At 69.1% G+C, this 18,006-nt stretch carries 40 protein-coding genes; 4 read left to right on the top strand and 36 right to left on the bottom strand.

Annotation, left to right across the window (positions count from 1 at the left end):
* Window positions 1-5: 5 nt before the first annotated feature.
* The 5 genes from ACFFF6_RS06165 to ACFFF6_RS06145 form a co-directional block, all read right to left on the bottom strand.
* Window positions 6-539 (bottom strand): hypothetical protein, encoded by a 534-nt coding sequence (locus tag ACFFF6_RS06165; protein ID WP_376979177.1) that lies wholly within the window; start codon window positions 537-539, stop codon window positions 6-8.
* Window positions 540-1,053: 514 nt separating this feature from the next.
* A complete protein-coding gene (locus ACFFF6_RS06160; protein ID WP_376979176.1) occupies window positions 1,054-1,731 on the bottom strand; it encodes a helix-turn-helix domain-containing protein in 678 nt (225 codons plus the stop codon).
* Window positions 1,728-2,294 (bottom strand): hypothetical protein, encoded by a 567-nt coding sequence (locus ACFFF6_RS06155; RefSeq protein ID WP_376979175.1) that lies wholly within the window; start codon window positions 2,292-2,294, stop codon window positions 1,728-1,730. Before ACFFF6_RS06155 ends, ACFFF6_RS06160 begins: the two co-directional genes overlap by 4 nt.
* Window positions 2,291-3,094: a phage replication protein O gene (locus ACFFF6_RS06150; protein WP_376979173.1), complete on the bottom strand. Its 804-nt coding sequence runs from the start codon at window positions 3,092-3,094 to the stop codon at window positions 2,291-2,293. Before ACFFF6_RS06150 ends, ACFFF6_RS06155 begins: the two co-directional genes overlap by 4 nt.
* 10 nt (window positions 3,095-3,104) lie before the next feature.
* Window positions 3,105-3,479 carry a hypothetical protein gene (locus tag ACFFF6_RS06145; protein WP_376979172.1) on the bottom strand — a complete coding sequence of 125 codons (375 nt, stop codon included), beginning with the start codon at window positions 3,477-3,479 and terminating at the stop codon, window positions 3,105-3,107.
* Window positions 3,480-3,557: 78 nt separating this feature from the next.
* On the opposite strand from ACFFF6_RS06145, the gene ACFFF6_RS06140 reads away from it, so the two are divergent.
* A complete protein-coding gene (locus ACFFF6_RS06140) occupies window positions 3,558-3,770 on the top strand; it encodes a DUF3263 domain-containing protein (RefSeq protein ID WP_376979171.1) in 213 nt (70 codons plus the stop codon).
* Window positions 3,771-3,819: 49 nt separating this feature from the next.
* Here the strand turns inward: ACFFF6_RS06140 and ACFFF6_RS06135 are convergent, their stop codons facing one another.
* The 31 genes from ACFFF6_RS06135 to ACFFF6_RS05985 form a co-directional block, all read right to left on the bottom strand.
* Window positions 3,820-4,623 carry a hypothetical protein gene (locus tag ACFFF6_RS06135; protein ID WP_376979169.1) on the bottom strand — a complete coding sequence of 268 codons (804 nt, stop codon included), beginning with the start codon at window positions 4,621-4,623 and terminating at the stop codon, window positions 3,820-3,822.
* Between the two features lie 378 nt (window positions 4,624-5,001).
* Window positions 5,002-5,460, bottom strand: a complete 459-nt coding sequence (locus ACFFF6_RS06130) for a hypothetical protein (protein ID WP_376979167.1) — start codon at window positions 5,458-5,460, stop codon at window positions 5,002-5,004.
* Window positions 5,457-5,666, bottom strand: a complete 210-nt coding sequence (locus ACFFF6_RS06125) for a hypothetical protein (RefSeq protein WP_376979165.1) — start codon at window positions 5,664-5,666, stop codon at window positions 5,457-5,459. Before ACFFF6_RS06125 ends, ACFFF6_RS06130 begins: the two co-directional genes overlap by 4 nt.
* Window positions 5,666-5,842, bottom strand: coding sequence for a hypothetical protein (locus ACFFF6_RS06120; protein WP_376979163.1), 177 nt, complete (start codon window positions 5,840-5,842; stop codon window positions 5,666-5,668). The genes ACFFF6_RS06125 and ACFFF6_RS06120 overlap by 1 nt, the downstream gene beginning before the upstream one ends.
* Window positions 5,839-6,369, bottom strand: a complete 531-nt coding sequence (locus ACFFF6_RS06115) for a hypothetical protein (RefSeq protein ID WP_376979161.1) — start codon at window positions 6,367-6,369, stop codon at window positions 5,839-5,841. The genes ACFFF6_RS06120 and ACFFF6_RS06115 overlap by 4 nt, the downstream gene beginning before the upstream one ends.
* Window positions 6,362-6,643, bottom strand: a complete 282-nt coding sequence (locus tag ACFFF6_RS06110) for a hypothetical protein (RefSeq protein WP_376979160.1) — start codon at window positions 6,641-6,643, stop codon at window positions 6,362-6,364. Before ACFFF6_RS06110 ends, ACFFF6_RS06115 begins: the two co-directional genes overlap by 8 nt.
* Window positions 6,636-7,037: a hypothetical protein gene (locus ACFFF6_RS06105; RefSeq protein ID WP_376979158.1), complete on the bottom strand. Its 402-nt coding sequence runs from the start codon at window positions 7,035-7,037 to the stop codon at window positions 6,636-6,638. The genes ACFFF6_RS06110 and ACFFF6_RS06105 overlap by 8 nt, the downstream gene beginning before the upstream one ends.
* Before the next feature lie 187 nt (window positions 7,038-7,224).
* A complete protein-coding gene (locus ACFFF6_RS06100; protein WP_376979156.1) occupies window positions 7,225-7,530 on the bottom strand; it encodes a hypothetical protein in 306 nt (101 codons plus the stop codon).
* Window positions 7,527-7,829: a hypothetical protein gene (locus ACFFF6_RS06095; protein ID WP_376979154.1), complete on the bottom strand. Its 303-nt coding sequence runs from the start codon at window positions 7,827-7,829 to the stop codon at window positions 7,527-7,529. Before ACFFF6_RS06095 ends, ACFFF6_RS06100 begins: the two co-directional genes overlap by 4 nt.
* Window positions 7,830-7,899: 70 nt before the next feature.
* On the bottom strand, window positions 7,900-8,619 hold the full coding sequence (locus tag ACFFF6_RS06090; RefSeq protein ID WP_376979153.1) for an EAL domain-containing protein: 720 nt from the start codon (window positions 8,617-8,619) through the stop codon (window positions 7,900-7,902).
* A 28-nt stretch (window positions 8,620-8,647) separates the two neighbouring features.
* Complete coding sequence (locus tag ACFFF6_RS06085; protein WP_376979152.1) at window positions 8,648-8,794, bottom strand: hypothetical protein; 147 nt, start codon at window positions 8,792-8,794, stop codon at window positions 8,648-8,650.
* Complete coding sequence (locus tag ACFFF6_RS06080) at window positions 8,791-8,955, bottom strand: hypothetical protein (RefSeq protein WP_376979151.1); 165 nt, start codon at window positions 8,953-8,955, stop codon at window positions 8,791-8,793. Before ACFFF6_RS06080 ends, ACFFF6_RS06085 begins: the two co-directional genes overlap by 4 nt.
* Before the next feature lie 9 nt (window positions 8,956-8,964).
* Window positions 8,965-9,306: a hypothetical protein gene (locus ACFFF6_RS06075; RefSeq protein ID WP_376979150.1), complete on the bottom strand. Its 342-nt coding sequence runs from the start codon at window positions 9,304-9,306 to the stop codon at window positions 8,965-8,967.
* Window positions 9,307-9,472: 166 nt separating this feature from the next.
* Window positions 9,473-9,697 carry a hypothetical protein gene (locus ACFFF6_RS06070; RefSeq protein ID WP_376979149.1) on the bottom strand — a complete coding sequence of 75 codons (225 nt, stop codon included), beginning with the start codon at window positions 9,695-9,697 and terminating at the stop codon, window positions 9,473-9,475.
* A 265-nt stretch (window positions 9,698-9,962) separates the two neighbouring features.
* Window positions 9,963-10,376, bottom strand: coding sequence for an HNH endonuclease signature motif containing protein (locus tag ACFFF6_RS06065; protein ID WP_376979147.1), 414 nt, complete (start codon window positions 10,374-10,376; stop codon window positions 9,963-9,965).
* A 47-nt stretch (window positions 10,377-10,423) separates the two neighbouring features.
* Window positions 10,424-10,912, bottom strand: coding sequence for a single-stranded DNA-binding protein (locus ACFFF6_RS06060; RefSeq protein WP_376979146.1), 489 nt, complete (start codon window positions 10,910-10,912; stop codon window positions 10,424-10,426).
* Window positions 10,905-11,459, bottom strand: coding sequence for an HNH endonuclease family protein (locus tag ACFFF6_RS06055; protein WP_376979144.1), 555 nt, complete (start codon window positions 11,457-11,459; stop codon window positions 10,905-10,907). The genes ACFFF6_RS06060 and ACFFF6_RS06055 overlap by 8 nt, the downstream gene beginning before the upstream one ends.
* A 2-nt stretch (window positions 11,460-11,461) precedes the next feature.
* On the bottom strand, window positions 11,462-11,617 hold the full coding sequence (locus ACFFF6_RS06050; RefSeq protein ID WP_376979142.1) for a hypothetical protein: 156 nt from the start codon (window positions 11,615-11,617) through the stop codon (window positions 11,462-11,464).
* Window positions 11,614-11,964 (bottom strand): HNH endonuclease, encoded by a 351-nt coding sequence (locus tag ACFFF6_RS06045; protein WP_376979140.1) that lies wholly within the window; start codon window positions 11,962-11,964, stop codon window positions 11,614-11,616. Before ACFFF6_RS06045 ends, ACFFF6_RS06050 begins: the two co-directional genes overlap by 4 nt.
* Window positions 11,961-12,314, bottom strand: coding sequence for a hypothetical protein (locus tag ACFFF6_RS06040; RefSeq protein ID WP_376979139.1), 354 nt, complete (start codon window positions 12,312-12,314; stop codon window positions 11,961-11,963). Before ACFFF6_RS06040 ends, ACFFF6_RS06045 begins: the two co-directional genes overlap by 4 nt.
* Window positions 12,311-12,673 carry a hypothetical protein gene (locus tag ACFFF6_RS06035; protein WP_376979137.1) on the bottom strand — a complete coding sequence of 121 codons (363 nt, stop codon included), beginning with the start codon at window positions 12,671-12,673 and terminating at the stop codon, window positions 12,311-12,313. Before ACFFF6_RS06035 ends, ACFFF6_RS06040 begins: the two co-directional genes overlap by 4 nt.
* Window positions 12,670-13,617 (bottom strand): AAA family ATPase, encoded by a 948-nt coding sequence (locus ACFFF6_RS06030; protein ID WP_376979135.1) that lies wholly within the window; start codon window positions 13,615-13,617, stop codon window positions 12,670-12,672. The genes ACFFF6_RS06035 and ACFFF6_RS06030 overlap by 4 nt, the downstream gene beginning before the upstream one ends.
* On the bottom strand, window positions 13,614-14,132 hold the full coding sequence (locus ACFFF6_RS06025) for a hypothetical protein (RefSeq protein WP_376979133.1): 519 nt from the start codon (window positions 14,130-14,132) through the stop codon (window positions 13,614-13,616). The genes ACFFF6_RS06030 and ACFFF6_RS06025 overlap by 4 nt, the downstream gene beginning before the upstream one ends.
* On the bottom strand, window positions 14,129-14,332 hold the full coding sequence (locus ACFFF6_RS06020) for a hypothetical protein (protein ID WP_376979131.1): 204 nt from the start codon (window positions 14,330-14,332) through the stop codon (window positions 14,129-14,131). The genes ACFFF6_RS06025 and ACFFF6_RS06020 overlap by 4 nt, the downstream gene beginning before the upstream one ends.
* Window positions 14,329-14,454, bottom strand: coding sequence for a hypothetical protein (locus ACFFF6_RS06015; RefSeq protein ID WP_376979129.1), 126 nt, complete (start codon window positions 14,452-14,454; stop codon window positions 14,329-14,331). The genes ACFFF6_RS06020 and ACFFF6_RS06015 overlap by 4 nt, the downstream gene beginning before the upstream one ends.
* On the bottom strand, window positions 14,451-14,687 hold the full coding sequence (locus ACFFF6_RS06010) for a helix-turn-helix domain-containing protein (RefSeq protein ID WP_376979127.1): 237 nt from the start codon (window positions 14,685-14,687) through the stop codon (window positions 14,451-14,453). The genes ACFFF6_RS06015 and ACFFF6_RS06010 overlap by 4 nt, the downstream gene beginning before the upstream one ends.
* A complete protein-coding gene (locus tag ACFFF6_RS06005) occupies window positions 14,680-14,868 on the bottom strand; it encodes a hypothetical protein (protein WP_376979125.1) in 189 nt (62 codons plus the stop codon). The genes ACFFF6_RS06010 and ACFFF6_RS06005 overlap by 8 nt, the downstream gene beginning before the upstream one ends.
* A 67-nt stretch (window positions 14,869-14,935) precedes the next feature.
* Window positions 14,936-15,274: a hypothetical protein gene (locus ACFFF6_RS06000; RefSeq protein ID WP_376979123.1), complete on the bottom strand. Its 339-nt coding sequence runs from the start codon at window positions 15,272-15,274 to the stop codon at window positions 14,936-14,938.
* Window positions 15,271-16,101, bottom strand: a complete 831-nt coding sequence (locus ACFFF6_RS05995; protein WP_376979121.1) for a hypothetical protein — start codon at window positions 16,099-16,101, stop codon at window positions 15,271-15,273. The genes ACFFF6_RS06000 and ACFFF6_RS05995 overlap by 4 nt, the downstream gene beginning before the upstream one ends.
* On the bottom strand, window positions 16,098-16,388 hold the full coding sequence (locus tag ACFFF6_RS05990) for a hypothetical protein (RefSeq protein ID WP_376979119.1): 291 nt from the start codon (window positions 16,386-16,388) through the stop codon (window positions 16,098-16,100). The genes ACFFF6_RS05995 and ACFFF6_RS05990 overlap by 4 nt, the downstream gene beginning before the upstream one ends.
* A 67-nt stretch (window positions 16,389-16,455) precedes the next feature.
* Window positions 16,456-16,725 carry a helix-turn-helix domain-containing protein gene (locus ACFFF6_RS05985; protein WP_376979117.1) on the bottom strand — a complete coding sequence of 90 codons (270 nt, stop codon included), beginning with the start codon at window positions 16,723-16,725 and terminating at the stop codon, window positions 16,456-16,458.
* A 188-nt stretch (window positions 16,726-16,913) separates the two neighbouring features.
* On the opposite strand from ACFFF6_RS05985, the gene ACFFF6_RS05980 reads away from it, so the two are divergent.
* From ACFFF6_RS05980 to ACFFF6_RS05970, 3 genes are read left to right on the top strand one after another with little or no spacing between them, the layout of a single operon-like run.
* Window positions 16,914-17,405, top strand: a complete 492-nt coding sequence (locus tag ACFFF6_RS05980; protein WP_376979116.1) for a hypothetical protein — start codon at window positions 16,914-16,916, stop codon at window positions 17,403-17,405.
* Entirely contained in the window at window positions 17,402-17,842 is a 441-nt protein-coding gene (locus tag ACFFF6_RS05975) for a hypothetical protein (protein WP_376979114.1), read from the top strand. The genes ACFFF6_RS05980 and ACFFF6_RS05975 overlap by 4 nt, the downstream gene beginning before the upstream one ends.
* A complete protein-coding gene (locus tag ACFFF6_RS05970; protein WP_376979112.1) occupies window positions 17,839-17,991 on the top strand; it encodes a hypothetical protein in 153 nt (50 codons plus the stop codon). The genes ACFFF6_RS05975 and ACFFF6_RS05970 overlap by 4 nt, the downstream gene beginning before the upstream one ends.
* Window positions 17,992-18,006 lie beyond the last annotated feature (15 nt).

The raw sequence follows: 18,006 nt of genomic DNA, 5'->3' as shown, positions 1-18,006 counted from the left end.
GGGGATCAGCCCACGCTCGCCGCGAGCGCCCGGAGCTCCTCCGGCACGACCGTGCCCACCATCTCCGCCTGCCACTTCGACAGGTCCAGACGGTCCAGGATCCGGCGGATCACCTGAGCGACCAGCGCCCCCTGATCCTCAGCGAGCTTCACGCGCCGTTCCTCGACACCGGCCTTGAGCGCAGCCGCCGCATACCGGGCCAGGCGATCCTGCGCATCCGTCAGCATCGCGTACGCCACCGGACGGACCGCCTCATGAGTCTCCGTGTCCACAGGACCCTGCGGACCCACGCCCTTCTCAGCCTTCGTCTTCCCCCACGTCAGGGACGCCGGCTTCGTCTCAGCGATCGCAGCAACCTCGGCCCTCCAGTACCGGACCTCCCCGGCCGTCCACTGCACCAGCTCGAGCAGGGCCTGCGCCGGGTCGATGTCGACCGGCTCGGCGAACAGCCGCATCGCCTTCGCGGCCTTCCCCTCCGCGACACGACGCGCCGCCGCCGCACGCACCGCCGGGATCGACCCACCATGCACACGACACACCGTCGCACCCTTGATCGCCCACGCGCCACAGGGACTGCCATCCGTCTTGTGAGCAGTGCACTTCATGGATGGCACCCCCTCACGGATGGTTGATGGATGGTGGTGGTTGGGGCCCCGTATCCCCCAGGGTGTGGTCACTGGGGCCTCGGGGTTGTTGTGGGTGCCCGCTCTGCGCGCGGCGGGCTGGCGGCTTGTGGCCGGCCCCGGGGTGTGCGAGCAGGGGGTCTGGGGCTTCTTGTGGGCTTCGGCGCACCGGGGTCGCGGGCACGTCTGCCTATCCCCGGGGGCTGTCTGTGGTGGCACCATGCCGAGGGATCGCACCCCGCACCCCCGGCTTTGGAGACCAGGGTGCGCCTAGCGCGCATGGCGTGTGCCCGCCGTGCCTTGTCCAGGGGGCCGCGGGCTCTGTGCCGGTGCCGGGAGAACGTCGGCAGGCACAGGAAAAGCCCCGACCGTGATCGGGGCTTCGTGCGCGTAGGGCCCTTCGGGGACACTACGGCGATTCATTCACAACCTATCCGGCATGGGCCCGGCGCGCAAGTCCGTGCCGGAACGCGGTCACCGATGCGGCGTCGACGAAGCCGCGACGGCCCGAGGATCCGCGGGAACCCCACAGGTCACCGCGCTCGAGGAGCCGGCCGATGGTGCGGTCCGAGACGCCGAGGATGCGGGCGGCCTGGCCGATCGTGAAGTGACCCGCCCCGGCGGCGTAGGCGTGATCGGCGAGGGAAGCGAGGTGCCCGTCCTCGCAGCGGACGTACGCGACATGCTCGTGGTACACGTGCTGCTGGGCGCCGCACTCGCAGGGCTCCGGGACGCGGGTGCGGCGTGGGAGCATGCCGAGGATCCCGGTGGCGGTGCGATGCCGGTCCGCGAGGGTCGCGATGGTCTCCTCTCGACCCTCGTGGCCGATGATGTGCTCCGTGCGGGCCCGGGCGAAAGCTGCGGCCCCGGTGGCGTCGAGGCCGTCGGGCCATTCCCCGGTGGTGTCGGCGATGTCGAGGGCGAGGTCTCGGAGGATCGTCGCGATGTCGACGGCGAGGTCGTGCATCGTGAGATTCAGCGGTGCCGCCGGGGTGGTGGAGGTCTGGACCTTCGGGCCCGCGGCCTGGGTCTGGGCTCGGGCCATGCCTTGAAGGATGAACCAGGCGTCCTCGGCTTGGTCGATGATCCGGCGGGCGTGGTCGGTCATGCGGGGTCCTTTCGCTGGGCGAGCTCGCGGCGGATACCCGCGAGGATGCTCGAGGTCTTCGTGCGGCTGGTCCGGCGGTTCTCCGCGCACTGCCCGCACCGGTCCGCCCAGTGCCCGGGGTGGCTGGTGCACTCGTCGGCCGGGGGGATGCGGCGGCGGAGCCGGGGCCGGATCCAGCGGGAGAGGTCCGAGGGGCGGAGGTAGCCCCATCGACCGTCGGGGACGCCGTTGAGTCGGAAGTGCTGCCCCGCCGCTGTCAGCAGCTCGAGCGGCATGCCGGCGAGGACCTTGTGCCATTCGTTCAGCCGGTCGTCCAGGCGCCGCTGGGCGATGACCGTCTCCGCCTCCGACAGGCCCGCCGGGATGTCGGGGAACGGCTCGATCAGACGGGCCGTGACGAGACCGTCGAGGAAGCTGGTCACCCAATGGCGGGGCGCGGGCGTTCCCTGCCACTGGATCACGTGCTGGCTACCGTCCGGGGCGACGATGACCTCCGAGGGGGCCTCGGTGCGAGCGAGGGCAAGCTCCTGCGCAACTGTGGTGACGGACTGGATATCGGTCATGGGTTCTCTCCGAAGAGTCGTTGGTGGGCTTCGACGAGGGACCGCCCGGACGTGACGTCCCGGTTCGGGCGGGGTTGTTGTTGACGGGTGGGGCGCTGGGCCTGCTGGGAGAGCTGCTCGAACTGGGCGCGCAGCTTCGGCATCGACCGGATGTTCCCGACCCAGAACGGGTCTCCGAGTGCCCAGCGGGCGATGCGCTCGATCTCGGTGACGGTGCGGCTGTCGAGGTCGATGAGGCGGCGCGCCTCGTCGCGCCAGGCCTTCGTGATCGTGGGGCGGCGGCCGTTGGAGGCGGTCTGCTGGCAGAGGTCGGCGAGGAGCTCACAGACCTGCTCGACGTCGGGACGTGTCTCCGTAGGAGACACATGGGATCGGGGTCGGGATCGGGGCATCGTTTTGCCATCGGCTTTGCCATGCGATGCGTCATCCGTCGTGTCATGCGGTTTGCTATGCGATTTGCTATCCGGGTTGCTACCCCAGCGGGCGGCAGCACCCTTCTGGCCTGCACGTTTGCGCTTCTCCCGCTTCTCCCGCTCCTGCTCCGCGGAGGGCTGGAAGTCCGACCAGTCGTGGAAGCGGTACCCCTGCCCTTCGACGCGATCCCACAACCCCGCATCGACCAGCGCATCGGCATCGCATTCGTTTGCCATGGCATTTGCTATGGCACTTGGTATGAACCCGTCTGTGAGCTGGGACGATGACCAGGTTCCCGCTCGGATCCACAGGCCCATCGCGGCGTTTCCGGCGGCCAGAACCTTCGGATGGAAGGGCAGCTGGTCGTCGGCCTTGAACCATGCCAAGGGGTCCTCCTCAGTCGTCGTAGGTTGGTGCGTCGCCCCCGAGGAGCCACGCGAGATCAGCGAGGGTCATGTGGACCCATTGCCGGGCCGGGTCCGCGACACCGTGCCGCTTCGCGACGACCACCCCGATCGCGGCATCATCGTTACCGGCCTCGAGGTGGGCCTCACGGATCCACCGCGCGAGCTCGGTGCGGGTGGTGTTCTTCGCTTCGATGACGATCCGGCGGCCGCGGGCACGGATCCCGGCGATGTCGCCACGGTCCTTCGCTCCGGAGCGGGCACGCCGCTCGATCCGGTCGTCCTCGAGGACGGTGGCGAGGTAGGTGGCGATGGCGGTCTCGTGGCGGGTGCCAGCAGCGCGCGCGGATGCGTGGGTGCGGGACATGGGGCCTCCTGGGCATAGAGGAAGGGCCCCGCCGTTGCGGGGCCCTCGGGTGTCGGTGGTGGGCGGTACGGTGCCCGGATGGATGATCTTGATCGGCGGATTCTGGACGTCGAGGCGAGGACGTTCCGCTCGGTGGGGGTGAAGGAGCGGGTGATCCGCGAGCAGACGGGCCTGACGCCGACGGCGTACTTCGTGCGGCTGAACCGGCTGCTCGAGTCGAGGGAGGCGCTCGAGTACCGTCCCACGGTCGTGAACCGGCTCCGCGGGCTCCGCCAGCGCACGGAAGTGTGACCAACGGGGCCCGCTAGTCACACTTCCGCGCGTGCCGGCAACCGGCCTGTCATTCGGAGCGGAACGATGCCCGATCCAGTTCCGCCGCCTGCCAGCTCAGCTTGCACGCGGCGGTGAGTGCATGGAAGAGCTGCGAGGACTGGTTTGGCGCATCCTCCTCTCCCACGAGCATCATCGGCCAGTCGTACCCGTGGGCGAATCCACTCGACGTCTGCCATAGCCATTCCGCTGACTCATGCACGTTCAACGCGATTCTGTCCAGGAGTTCCACGTCGGCGCCATCTTCACGACGGAAGCTATCGAGTTGGAATTCCGCGAACTCCTTCGCCCCCTCAGATAGGAGCTTTCCAGTGCCTAGTTCCGCAGAGCCGATTCCGTTCAACTCTTTTGCCTTCGCGATTTCAGTGAGTCGTTCGACAGCCAACTCGCGTGCATCCGACATCTCTGGACCTTTGAAGTTCGCTACCCGGGAGGCTGCCTGCCGGTAGCTCTTGTACTCAAGCGTGACGAGAGTGCGGGCTCGCTCCTCCCTCACCGCCGGGTCCTTGGGGCCGAGCACATAGCTCGCTGTGTAGACACCGATCAGAAGCTGCCGGGCGAGGCCGCCGAGGACTGTCTCGTCGGCCGGGGAATCCTCAACTTCGACGAGGAATCCGGTAGCGGATGCTGCAGCCGCTGCTGTTGTGATGGCGGCCGCGATGGATGTTGCGGCAGTAATCGGTGAGTCTGGGTGAAGGGAATGAAGGTGCTCGAGCTCGGACCCCGCGGCGGGTTGGCGGAGCTCTCCGATCCTTGTAGTGACCTGTGTGCCGAGGGTGTACAGGGCCTGTCCTGCGGAGGTGTTCTCTGTCATGGTTCCATCCTGTGGTTAGTGGTTCATGTCTGGGGCTGGTTCGAAGGAATTAGGTCCGTGGGTGAGGTCAGGGAACCGGCTCCCAACTGGTCACGAGACGACGGGATGGGGTGTCGGCCATGGAGTGTGGGGCCACGTGAGCGACCGTCGCGTAGAGCTGCACGGGCCTGGTCGTCTCTTCCACCGCCTCAACAGGCACGAGCGCGGTCCACCCGGCCATGTCCGGGGCGATGCCCCCCGCGTCCCCAGCAGCCCAGTGCTGCCCCGTCTCGTCCCTCAGCAGGATCCGGGGCCAGCGTCCAGGCATGGTGGCGATCGTCCCGTCGGGGAGGGTGTCGGCCTGGGACTGGGACTCGATCAAGACCTCCCGGAACAGCCTCATCGGTCGTGGCCCATCTCGTCGATCGTCGCGTCCACGCGGCGCAGCGCGCGGGCGAGATTCCGGCCAGCCGCCGCCGCGTTCTGGGTCTTCGCGAGCTGCTGGCTGAACGAGTCGAGCTCCTCGTCCTGCTGCACCAGCCTCTCCTGAAGGTCGGCGACGAGCTCGTCCCGCGGGAACGCGGGATCGGGCCCCGCCTCGACGATGGCGACGCCGATCTCCGCCAGCCGCAGGATGGTCGGGGATCCTGCCCCGAGGATCATGTCGCCGAGGCGGTAGAGCGGACGGGCCAGCAGCCAGCGCCAGCCGTGGACGCGGGCCGGGTCGGGCAGGTCGCCGTCGTGCGCCTCGACCTGCTCGAGGATCTGCGTCGCGACGGTCGGTGCCTTCGCCCACTGCTCGGCCTCGATGACTCTGGTCTTGTCGAACCAGGCGGGGTAGATCGTACGGCGGGTCATGGGGTCTCCCAAGGGGTTTCGTAGGTGGTGACGGTCCGCCGCTCGATGTGCCGGCGGACCCAGGGGGCGTACTGAGTGGCGCGGACCTCCGCCGATTCCCGATCGGGAAATACCCCGCGGATGTCCTTGTAGAGAGGCGTGACGATCACCAGCCGCCACTCCTCCCGGACGGTGCGCTTCCCCTCCGGGGTGCCGAAGAGGTCCATCACGCGTCCTCCCAGTCGTCGCCTGCCTCGGGGCAGGCAGGGTCCCAGTGCGCGATCTGACCCCACCCGGGGATCCACGCGATCGTCTTGACGGGCATGGTCTTGCCGCACTCGGTGCAGGCGATGGGCGTCATGATGGGGAACAGCTGCGTCGGGAGGTGGTCGTCGGCGCTCACGGCTCCTCCTCCCCGTCCAGGGCGTCCCTGATCTGCTCGCACATGCAACCGGGGCATTCCTGGCCGTCGTGGAACTCGGCCTCGAAGTGGGCGACCATACCCCGCACGGCCTCGATGCGGCGGGCCAGGGCATCCCGCTCGGCTATGGCCTTGTCCGCGCGTCGGATCGGGGCCTGTTGTGCGGCGGTCAGCACGTCCCGTGCCCTACGCGCCCGGTCCCGCTCGGCCCGTGCGTCCCGCACCGCGTTGCGGGCGATCAGGAGCGACCTCTTCTCGCGGGTCACGGCCGCGTCCCGCTCGGCCCGTGCTTCCCGCACCGCGGCGATCAGGGCAGGAACGGCCGTGCGGGATACGGCGATGAAACGGGCGTCGTCCACCAGGAGGTGCCCCGCGATCCCGTCCCGGCCGTCGTCGGCGGAGACGCAGACTCCGTCGCTCGACAAGACTGTGTCCCAGGGGTCGCCAGATGCCCTGTCCGCGAGGACCTGCCAGGCGATCAGCTGCTCGTCGGTCACGTGCTCAGGCATCGGGGGCCTCCTGTCGGTAGGGGTTGTAGGGCTCTCCGCTCCTGCGCCAGTGGTACGCCTGGCCGTTCACCTCGGGGGTGGAACGTCTCCACGCCGACTCCGCGCCCTCGTCCCACGCCTCGGCGCGGACACGGGCCAGCCAACGGTCGAACTCCGCGCCGTAGTCGGTCGCTGGCTCTCCCATGTAGTGCTGTCGGAGCGTCTCTCGGCGGAGATTGCTCCCCGCGCAGTACGCGGCCCGAATCTGCTCATCGGTGGGCGTGTACTCAGCCATGGGTCTTCTCCTTCTCGATTCGTCGCTGGATCCGGTATGCGAGAGCCTGCTTCTCGATCCGGATCGGGTCATCGTGGTCGGCGTCGTCGGGGATCATCGCGAGCTCGACCGCCTGCAGGGCCTCGAGCGCCTCGCGTGCCCCGGCCTCCCGCTCCACCGCGAGGAGAGGCTCGACCACGGCGAGAACCGCGTCTGCGCCCTTCGCCGCCACCGGACACGGGTCTCCCGCATCCGTAGCCTCATCGTGCGTCTCGCAGTACATGTACGGCGGATGCGAGCATGTGACCATGGAGCTGTCGCACGTCATGCACATGCCCTGGTCCACGTGCCTCTCGCACATGGCCTCTGTCATCGTCCGCGCGATCTGCTCGCGCAGGGTGTCGGGGGTGGTCATCGGTTCGTCTCCTTCGATGTGAGGCCCCGAGCACATACGGGGCAATGGTCGGGGTCCTGCTTGGTGCGTCCTGTGCTCCACCCGTTGCGGCGCGCAGAGGCTTTCGCCTCGCGTACCGTGGTGGCGATGCCGTAGTCCCAGATTTCGCCGCACCCGTCGCAGGTGAGCGTCCAGAACCGGTACGCGCTCATCCCTGCCTCCTCACTGCCGCAGCGGCACGGAGAGCGGCGCGGGCGTCCATGCGGCACGCATCGCGGTACGCCTCGGTCGCGTCGTCCCATGCGAGGGCAGGCGAGATGCGCTCCCACAGCGCCCTTGCCGCCACCTCAACTTCCTCTTCGCTCGGCTCCTGCGCGGCCAGGTGGTCGCGAGTCGCGGCGGCACCGGCCATGTACGCCTCCGCGAGGCGGTCGGTCACGGTGCCGACGTTCATGCGCGGGGTGTGGGCGTATCGCTCGGCCTCTGCGCGGGCGGCGGCCTCGAAGGCGCTCATCGGGTCTGCTCCTTTCGTGCTGCGGCGCGCATTGCAGATGCCGCCTCCCTGAACTGGTGCTCTTGGGCCGCGTCGCGCGTCCCCGTGAATCCACACCGGCACTCGTGACGGTCGGCTGCCGGCACCCAGCGCGGGAGGTGGGTCTGGGTCGCCTCCCGCATCGCGTCCAGCTCTCCGTCCGTGATCTCCTCGGGGAACATCCGTGCGCGACCCCAGAGCGCGCCGTCCACGAACGCGGCGTTGACGGCCGGCCAGTCCTTCGGGCCAGCCTTGCGGGCGGCTTCCTCGAAATCGCTCATCGCCTACGCCCCGCGATCATCCCGATGGCGACACACAGCGCCCCGGCCAGCAGAAGAACCACGGTCTCCGTCATCCCTCGCCACCTCCCACGCGCACGCCCTCGGCCAGGCGCTCTGCGATGTGCCGGGACAGGAGGACGGGATCGTGCCTGAATCCGGCATCGCCGAGGTCGGTGAGGATCTCCTGGATCCGCTCGGCCTCGTCCATCCAGTCGGGACGGGGAGGCGGCGGGTCCAGGAGGCGACGCTCGATGCCCTGGGAGTCGTCTTCCGCGGGGATCGGGGAGCCCTCGCTCGCGCAGACGTAGATCCCGACCTTCTCAGCGTGCGTGATGTACACGCTCCCTGCCGGGATCATCCCGTCCTCGGGCACGTGCGCTGCCTCCCACGCCTGGTCCAGCAGGTCGCGGGGCGTGAGGTTGAGCCACGAGTCCAGGTCCGTGCGCACGCGGTCGAGCTCGTCCTGCAGGGTCTCGATCGTGCTCTCGTGCTGCTCGGCGATCGCCTGCCAGTCGGTGGCGTGAGCAGCGTCCGTGGCCTCGGCCGGGGCGGGCACAGGACCGACCGCGAGGGCGGCGCGGATTGCGCGGGCGAGGGACTCGCTGCCTTCCTCGACCGTCCAGCCGTCCATTCGCAGCGACGCCCGGGCCCGCTCAACAGCGGCGGGCACGGACGTCGCGGGCGAGAAGCCCTGCGGCAGCGGATGACGGAAACGGACGAGGACATGGCCGTCAGGCTGGGCGTGCAGCTCGAGCCTGCCCTCAGCGATGCGGATGGTCTTTCTGGTCATGGTGTTCTCCTTGCTGGTCATGGGGTGGTCAATCGGACTCGGGACGGTCGTCGACGCCGTAGTCGAAGCCGAGGTCATCGCAGCGGGGGCATCCTTCGCCCCCACAGACCCGGCACACAGGCTCCGGGGCCAGGACGCCGAGGTCGGCGTAGGTCGTGGTCTCAGGCAGGGTCATCGCTGGGCCTCCTTGAGGTGCTGGGTCAGGTCAGCTCGCATCGCTGACGGCCTCGTACGCTCGGGCGAGACCCAGCCGCACGAGCACACGAGCTGGTAGGTGACGGAGCCGGAGTCGTAGCGGCTGGTCCGCTGCCTGGCCTGGTGCTGAACGGTGGTCATGGGGTCCTCCTAGAGGGTGGCGAGATGGGACAGCAGGTCGAGCTGCTCAGGCGGATGGCGGCGCGCGGCCTTGCAGTCCGGGCAGCGCTTGTACGGGGTGTGCGGGTTCCGTGGGCCCGTGAGGACGTCGTAGTCGTCGCCGGCGTGGTCCCAGTGCGCATGAACGATCGGGTCATGCACCCGCCGCCCGGTCGCGGTGCGGAGACAGACCGCGCACTGGACCGTCGCCCGCCCCTCCGAGTACTCGACGATCCCGGACGTGCAGCCGGGAACGGTCGGGTATGCCTGGGTGTGGGAGACGACGGTGACGGTGCAGGTCTTCTCAGGGACGGGGATCGTGGACAGGTCCATCACGCCGTCCTCCCGTACCGGTCCGCGAGGGCTTCCCGCCGCCGGATCCCGGCGACACCCTCCGCCGCGCGCCGCCCGGCGGCGAGAGCCTCGCTCAGATGCTGGTGGCACACTCCCCACAGCCACGAGCGGCGACGGCACGCGAGGTGAGCACACGCCTGCGGGATCATCGGTCCTCCTCGGCGTAGCGGGCGAGGATCCTCTCCGCCCGATCCAGGGCGGCACGAGCATTCCGGAGCTGCGCAAGAGCCCCACCAGCACGCCCCCGGCCCACATCCCCTGCGGCATGGACGACCGCCTGGGTCACGATGCAGAGGTCCAGCTCCACGAGGTCGCCATCCTCGAGGAACGGGGCCCCGGTGGCGGCGCGGGTCGGGATTCCGGCGCTCATCGCCGCGCTCCACGATTCGTGGGACCAGGACGCGCCTCAGCCCAGCGCCTCAGCACCGTGAGCACCTCCCGGGTCAGGGGTTGGGGGTGCCCGGCACGACGACCGAACGGGGCAGGAGTGATAGCCATGAGTTCTCCTTCGATTGGTGGGTGGAGTGCCCCGGCGCGGGGACGATCCGCGCTACGCCATCCGGGGCTGCATGCGCTCGGCATGCGAAAGGCCCCCGCGAATGCGGAGGCCTCAGTGGTGCGGTACTGCTGGTGGGTCAGGCGGCGCGTGCGGCCTTCCGAGCCCGGTAGCGACGCTGGACGTCAAGGGTGCAGGGGCGGCACTTCCACTTCCCGCCCCAGTGGACGAGCTCGGAGTCGGGGTGCCCGTTGATGCACTGGCCGAGGGGCCAGTCCCGACCGGAGGTGCGGCGCGCGTTCTCGAAGTTCTCCAACATGCGGAGGTGCTCGATGTTGACGCACCGTCGCTGCTTGCACAGGTGGTCGATGGTCATGCCCTCGGGAATCTGCCCGTGGGCATAGGTCCATGCGGCTCGGTGCGCGGTCGACCCGTACCTGCGTCCGTCGGTGTGCCACCCGACCTGCGCGTAGCCGTGAGAGGCGACGGAGTAGGTGCTGATGTGGCATCCGTGCTCATCAACGATGAAGCGGGTGGCCGCTCGTGCAGCCACCCGCTCCGGGATGATGATCCGCTCTCTCGGGCGGTGTGCGCTCCTCATTAGAAGGGAGGCGGGGTGTCGTCGTACCCGCCCTGCTGGTCCGTCCAGCCCGCATGCTGACCCTGCTGGGGCTGACCCTGGCCGTACCCCTGCTGCTGGGGCGCGCGCTGCCCTCCCTGACGACGGTCGACCTTCTGAGGCCGCGCCGTCGCGTAGCGCAGCGAGGGACCGACCTCCTCGACATCGAGCTCGATGGAGGTGCGCTGGTTCCCCTCGCGGTCCTGGTAGGAACGCTGCTTGAGACGACCCTGGACGATCACGCGAGCCCCCTTCTCAAGGGACTCCGCGACGTTCTCGGCCGCGTCGCGCCAGATCGAGCAGCGCAGAAACAGAGCCTCGCCGTCCTTCCACTCGTTGGCCTGACGGTCGAACGTGCGGGGAGTGGACGCGAGCGTGAAGTTGGCGACCGCCATGCCCGACTGGGTCCACCTGAGTTCTGGATCAGCCACGAGGTTCCCCACGATGGTGATCACGGTGTCGTTAGCCACGGATGTACTTCCTCCCGGTCTGAATGGGTCCGCCAGCGTTGGGCCAGCGAAGGCCGCGGACGATCATCGAGACCGCCCCGTCTGTGAGACCGAACTGGTCGGCCAAATCCTGCTGTCGCGCCCCGGCGGCGCGGCGCTCACGGATGAGCACCACGTCCGAGACGGTGAGTGCGCTGCCGTTTCGCGCCCTCCCCCGCTCGTGCATGTCGCGGACGTTCCCTGCGCGGGTGTCGAAGCGGAGGTGCAGGGGGTTGCAGCACGGAGGGTTGTCGCAGGAGTGGCAGGTCTCGAGGTCGTCGAGGCGGCGCTCTCCTGTGGTGAAAGACAGCGCCAGCTCGTGCGCGCCGGCCTTCCGTCCGTGGAAGACGAACACGCCGTAGCCGTTCCGGTCGGTGTCGCCCCGCCAGGGCCAGCACTCCGATTCCGAGCGGACGTCGACGAGACGCCAGAACCGAGACACGGACACGGCATCGGTGTATTGGGGGTCTGGGCTCTGGGCCGTGCATCGGCGCTTGCCGATCACGGTGATGACGGTGTCTCCGGCCATGGTCAGTTCCCCTTTCGGTGAGCGCGGCGCGCGATGCGAGCGGCCTTGTTCCTCCGGTGACGACGCGCGAGGACCTCGCGCGGGACCGTGCCCGCGTAGATGGGCTTGGCCTGCAGGGCCATCAGGATCGCCAGCTGGTATTCGGACATGGGCTTCATGCGGTTTCCTTGATTGGTTGGGTGGCGGTCTTCCCGCCGTGGTTGTCGAGGAGCACCCATCCCGACCGGGTCAGGACGGGTGCCTCCTCCGTCGTGAGGATCCCGAGACGCGGGACCATGCGACCGAGGGCATAGGCCGCGGCCGGGTTCGCGTGGATCTCCCCGTGATGCCCGCGAACACCGTCCCCGCACACGAGGAGCAGGTTCGACAGGCGATGCGGGTTCTTCCCGCCGCGGCCTTGCCGGTGGTGCACCGACTCTCCCGTGCGGCCGCAGATGACGCAGAGGCCGCCGTCTCGGATCCACACGGCCTCCCGAGCTTGCGCGTACGCGCGATCGCGGGTCATGCCGGCTGGCCTGTCGCCTCGGCAGCGAACTGCGACCTGCGCGCCGCGCCGACGCTGCGCCCGATCTCGAGGCGATCCCGCAGAACACGGATCCGCTCCTTCGAAGCGCGCAACACCTGGTCGGCAATCTCGGCGGCCAGCCGTGTCGCCTCGACCTCGAGGACCGCCGCCTGCTCCCGGTCCTTGATCGGGCCCTTCCCGCCCAAGTACGCGGACGCGTACGCCTTCCGGTGAGCGGACCACGCATCCACGGCGGCACGGTCGAGCTTCGCGATGCCCTTCGACAGTGCGTCGAGCTCCCGGCCGATGCGTTGAAGCTCGGCGACGACGTCCTCCTGATCGGGCATCATCCGGTCGGCTCCTCTGGGCGAGGGTCAGGCACCACCGGGATCGGACGGGCGGCGACCCACCAGTGCATGAGCAGCGCCCCCGGCGACGCCTCGAGCTGGTCGAGGTACCTGGGCGGGAACTTCCTCCGCAGGTCACGCCACGGTTTCACCCATGTGTCGTCTACGACCCGGAATCTGCGCGCCGTCCGGTCGATCGTGAGGAAGTGCATCGTCAGCCCGAGCGCGTTCCGGTCCGGGATCTCCATGTCGGTGAACCACGAGAGCGGCGAGATCATGCCGACGTCGCGGCCAGGGAGCACCAGCCCGGAGGCGGCGATCTTCTCCGCTGCCTCCGGATGCGTGTAGTGGTAGAGGGTCATGCGGCCACCTGCTCGGTCATCGCGGCGATCAGGTCACGCACCGCCTGGTCATCGGTCGTCTCCTTGAGGGAGTCGCCGCCCGTCATCTCCGCGAACCTCTGGACTGCCGCGGCCATGAGATCGCGGTCGCCGCGCAGGGCGATCCGCAGCTCGTCCCGAGCACGGTCGGCCGGGGACTGGTCGGTCGCCGACTCCGCACCCCGCACCATGCGATGCACGGCCGGGGCGGTCTGCTGCTCACCCAGGCCCAGGCGGCGCCACAGCCCGTCGAGCGTGAAGCCCGGCATGTCCGTGGGCCTGTCGATCTGCCACACCATCGAGCGGAGCCCGTCGATGCGGGCCTTCCCCCGCTCCGGCATGAGGATCACGCCGTCGACCTCGTAGGGGAGGTTCTTCTCCGTCTGGATCTTGAGGTCCTTGTCGCGGGTGGGCTGGCCGCGGTCGTCCATCGCCGTGACCACGTCGAGGCGTGCGGTCATGAGGACGGGGCCTTGGTGCTGCTGGATCGTGGTGACGACCGCGGCGTGCCGCTCCTTCGCCCTGTTCCACAGGTCCATGTCGATCTTCGCCTCGTCCGGGTTGCGGCGGTTCTTCTCGCGAGCCCGGATCGTGGCGAGGGCCTGGGCCTCGTCCTTGAGCAGGTCCCACAGGCGCGTCATCGAGTCGACGACGAGCAGGGACTCGCCCTGGGCGTTGATCGCCGCGAGGGCCTGGCCGATACCGCGCCAGGACCCGTCGTGCTCCACAATCTCGAATGACGCATTCGGGATGGCGCCGTACATGTCGGGGTCAGGCTCCCCGATGCCGAGCCAGTACGTGCGCGGGACCAGCTCGGACGCGGACGCCTCCGCGCACGCGTACGTCTTCCCGGCCTTCGACGCCCCGGCGAGCAGCAGGGTCGGCCACGGCGGCCGCCCCGTCGGCTTCCTCGTCCTCAGATTCATGCCGCCTCCTTCGTGATGTCCTCGATCAGCCCGGCCACACCGAGCTCCGTGATGAACGCGTCCATCACGCCCTTGCCGTCGAGCGACTTCGTGGCCGTCCAGCGCAGTGACTGGTACACGGACCCGTGCCCCTCCTCGACACCGGGGATCACCTCGCCGTCCTCCGTGACCGGGGTGCCGTCGATGTAGTCCGCGACCAGGGCCGGGAGCGTGGACCGCTTCGCCTGCTCCGTCAGCCGAGGCGCGGTCTCGACCATGTCCGGGCGGTGCTCGAGCGCCCACGCGATCAGCTCCGACTCGGACACGATCACCGGCTTCGACTTTCCGCCCGAGAGAGAGAGGGTCGCGACCTTCTCGCCCTCGACATCGACGGCCCACTGCCGGCCACCGGACTGCTCGGTGTCGGCGAGCAGCGCCTCGAGGTGGCGTTCCTTCACCCAGGCCATGCCCTCCTTGACGACGGCCTCGATGCGCTTGAGCGCGGCGTACTGCAGGTTCAGGGATCGCAGGTTCATGGGGTTCTCCTTCGTGGTCGGCGACGCTCAGCGTCGATACGACCCGGCACGGACAGGGCCGGGTCTCGGTAATCCAGGTGGTCAGGGAGACGGCGGGATGCGCGGATCCGCTCCTGCCGTGCCAGCTCCAGCTGCTCGACCGGGTCACTGGTGCGCGCCTCGATCGCGTCCCACAGGGCACGGATCGTGTCGTCGGTCATCGGGGCCTCCGGATCATCCGGGCCTGCTCGACCAGCAGCACCGCACCGAGCCGTGCACCAGCCACGAGCACACCGACGAGCGCGAGGCGGACGACGCCGTCCGCGAGAGCGAGGGCGATCATGCGGCACGCCCCCTTGCCCGGGACCGGGACGAGCGGGTGAGCACCGGCTCCGGCTGCTGCCCGAACGATCGGACGGAAGAGACGGGGATCAGCCACGACGAGCCCCGGGACGGCTTCACCGCACCCGGGAAAAGCCCGGCGCGGCAGTAGTTCCGGATCGTCTGCGCCGAGAGCCCGAACTCGGCCGCGACCTCGGTGGGGGAGAGGAACCGGCGGACAGTCGTGTCACGCATCGTCGTCCTCCTCCTCGGGGCCGTAGATGACCCACTCCGCGATGGTCTCGGCGCGGTCACGGGCGAGCGGGAGGATGGAGAGGATCACGCGCCACCGCTCATCGGCCTCGGGATCCTTGAGCGGGACGCTGATCCCGTCACGGCGGGGCGGCATGACGTTCGGGGTGGGGGGCTGGGCCATGGGGTGCCTCCTGGGCATGTGAAAAGCCCCGGCCAGGACGGCACGGGGCTCGCGGGGGTGATGCGGGTCAGGACCGGGCGGAGATCTCTCGCGCCACAGCCAGAGCGGCCGAGGTGTTCCCGGCGAGGACGAGGTCGGCGAGGGCGTCCCCGAGGCGCGCCCGGCGCTCGGCCGCACGATGCCCGGCCGTGGGCCGCTGCGTCCCGAAGGTGACTGGGGCGGACCGCTCGATGCGGAATGGGACCCCTGAGTCCTTGCCGTGCGCGACGGCCGAAGAGCGAGAGAGGTAGCCGCCTCGGCGTCCACCGAGGTTGTCTCCCGGCTCGATGACGGTCACCTCCCCAATCGACGTGTCGAAGATCTCGACCGTCTCGGTCGCGACGGGGCGGTACAGGTACGTGGTCATGCGGCGTTCTCCTTCACGGGCAGAGCGATCGTGCCGTGCTCGGCGGCGTAGTCGTAGATGCGCTTCCAGGCGTAGTCCTGGCCTCGCGGGGTGAGCTTCCCCGTCGCGTAGTTCCGGCCCTCCTCCGTGGTGCCCTTCTCCGTCACGGAGTAGCCGTGCTTCTCGCCGTGTGCGGTGGCCTGGCCGCTGTCGCGACGGGCGCCGACGATGAACAGACCCAGCTTCCGACCGAGGAAGTCGTAGACCTGCGCGAACTTCGCGTCGATGGCCAGCTGCTCGCGGAGCATCTTGCAGACCTCGCGGGCGAACTCCTGCCGACCGATGTCCCGGGCACTGGCGGAGTAGGTGATCGCGTGAGCGGCGAGGGGCTTCGCGGCCTCGAGCTGCCGCTGCTGATCCTCGACGGTCTTCGTGAGGTGTCCGACGACCTCGAGGGTCATCTCCTCGATCGTCTTCGGGCGGGCAGTCACCTCGGCCTCGCGGGTGCGGATCGCGAAGTACGACTGCGCGGCGGCGACCTCGGGCTTGCGCGGGTCGCCGTTCATCGCGACGAGGTACGCGGCGTACCGGGAGAGGTGGAAGTCCTCGCGGGGGCGACCTCCGGACTTCTCGGTGACGCCACCGAAAAGGGTCTCGGGGTCGAGACCCTGGTTCTGCGCGGTGAGCTTGGCGCGGTCGATCGCCGCGGTGAAGTTCCGCCATTCCGCGCCGTAGCCGAGGAGCGGCATCAGGTCGCGGGCAGACCAGTACCCGGTGCCGTCCGCGCGGGTCTGGCGAATATGGTCGAAGGGTGAGCCGGTGGTCGAAGAGATCGCCGTGATGGTCATGCCGCCGCCTCCGCTCGGACGAGACCGAGGGACTCGAGCGGGCGCCGCCCAGACACGTGCCTCGTCGGCTCCGTGCGCGGCATGACGGCCTCGGCCGCGGTGGGATCCGCGGTCATCCCGAGGATGCGGAGCGCCGCGTACCAGCCGAGATCGCGGCGCTGCACGAGCCGCTTCATCTTCCCGGCGAGGTAGTGGGCGTAGGACGGGAGCATCGTCGGGTCGTCAGCTAGGAGCTGTGCGGTGACCTCGTGGCGCTTCATGGTGCGGATGGATCGGGTTTCGGGCATGGCTGTTCCTTGGGTGTCTGCGCTCGGCACATAGGCCAGAGACGGGGGTACTGCGGGAGCGATCGGGTCAGGCGACGCTGCGTGTGACTGCCACACGCAGCGGTTCGAGCACGAAGAGATCGCCGGCAGGGAGGTCGAGGGCGTCGGCAATGGCGTTCGCAGTCTCCGGGTTGAACGACCTGCGCGTGCCGTTGAGGACGTTGCCGACAGTGCCCTTACTGAGCTTCGAAGCCCTAGCGAGGTCCGCCTTCGTCATCCTCCGGAACCTCATCGCCATCCTGATCGCGGAGACGTTCGGTCGGGCAGTGAGGGTGCGGCGGGTCTCGTCGTAGGTCATGTGCGCCTCCTTCCTAGTTGGTGCGGCTTGTGACAGCCACAGTACGCACTTGCACGCGTCAGTGCAAGCCCTCCGGGGACCTTTCTTAGGCCAAGGCCCTGACCAGGAATTACATCCATGTGCTTTGTGCACGCGCAGTGCACACGTATCCTTGCGGAGAACTGCCCCTGACCTCGAAGGTTGCCCTCATGAGCGGACTGAGCGATCTCCTGCAGCGCCTCAACACCGAGGGCTGGTCGTCTCGCCGCATCGAGAGGGAGGCAGAGCGTCATGGATACCGGCTCTCCAACGCGACGGTGGCCCGATACCTACGGGGGGCGCACCCGCCGATGCCCGCGACAGAGACACTGCAAGCCTTCGCGGACGTCTTCCGAGTCGACGTCAACCGTCTCGCGGCGGCGGCCGGTCAGCCGAGCATCGGAGAGCCGTTCGATCTCGGCCCAGAGTCAGCACGGCTCACCGGACCGCAGCGCGAGGCTGTCCGTCACGTCGTCCGGGTCATGCTGGACCAGAACGAGGCTCTCGACACTGGCGTGGAGGATCGCGCTCAGCCAGATGGCGCAACCCGACGTTCCGATCTCCGTCTCGCGGCCTACCGTGGGACCAGCAAGCTCGAAGCGATGGACGCCGCCGCAGACCGCGCCGGCGAGGAATCCCAGGACCCAGAGGACTACCGATGAGACCCATGCGCGCGGCCGCACTCGCCGCTGCACTTGTCGCCCTTGCCGCCTGCAGCGCCGAGCAGCCTGCAGACACCGCGCCAACGAAGGCAGCATCCACGGCAACGACCGCGGCGGGCTCCCCCGCCAGCACGGTCGCGTCCGAACACGGCACTGGCCACCCGACGAGCGGCGACTTCGCCTCCGATCTAGCCGACATCGGCATTGAGGTGGACGACGTCGAGAGCTACCGGGCGTACCTCCGAGAGAACCTGTGCGACAGCAGCACCGACGAGGACGCGCGTGGGCCGGACCGATTCGAGTTTCAGGTAGGTCGCGCCGGCGCCGACAACCCGGAGGAGGGCCGGTCTCCCGACGTCGTCCGGCTAGTGGTCGCCTACGACTGCCCGGAGCGCACAGAGCTCGCCGAGCGGTATCTCAGCGAGGGGGGATCATGAGCCAGGCGGAGCCGGACGGACCCGAGGTGGAGATGACCGCCGTGCCGGGCATCATCTCCCGGCGGTCCATGACGGGGGCGCTCGCGCGGTTCGAGATCATGCTCGACCCCCGCCTCACCGAGAACAAGGACGACGAGGACGACGAGTAGGCATGTCCGGGCCCG

The sequence above is a fragment of the Brachybacterium hainanense genome (genome assembly GCF_042434575.1).
GTDB classification, from domain to species: Bacteria; Actinomycetota; Actinomycetes; order Actinomycetales; family Dermabacteraceae; genus Brachybacterium; species Brachybacterium hainanense.
Note: the sequence above shows the minus strand (reverse complement) of the source record. Positions and strands in the feature narration are given on the sequence as shown.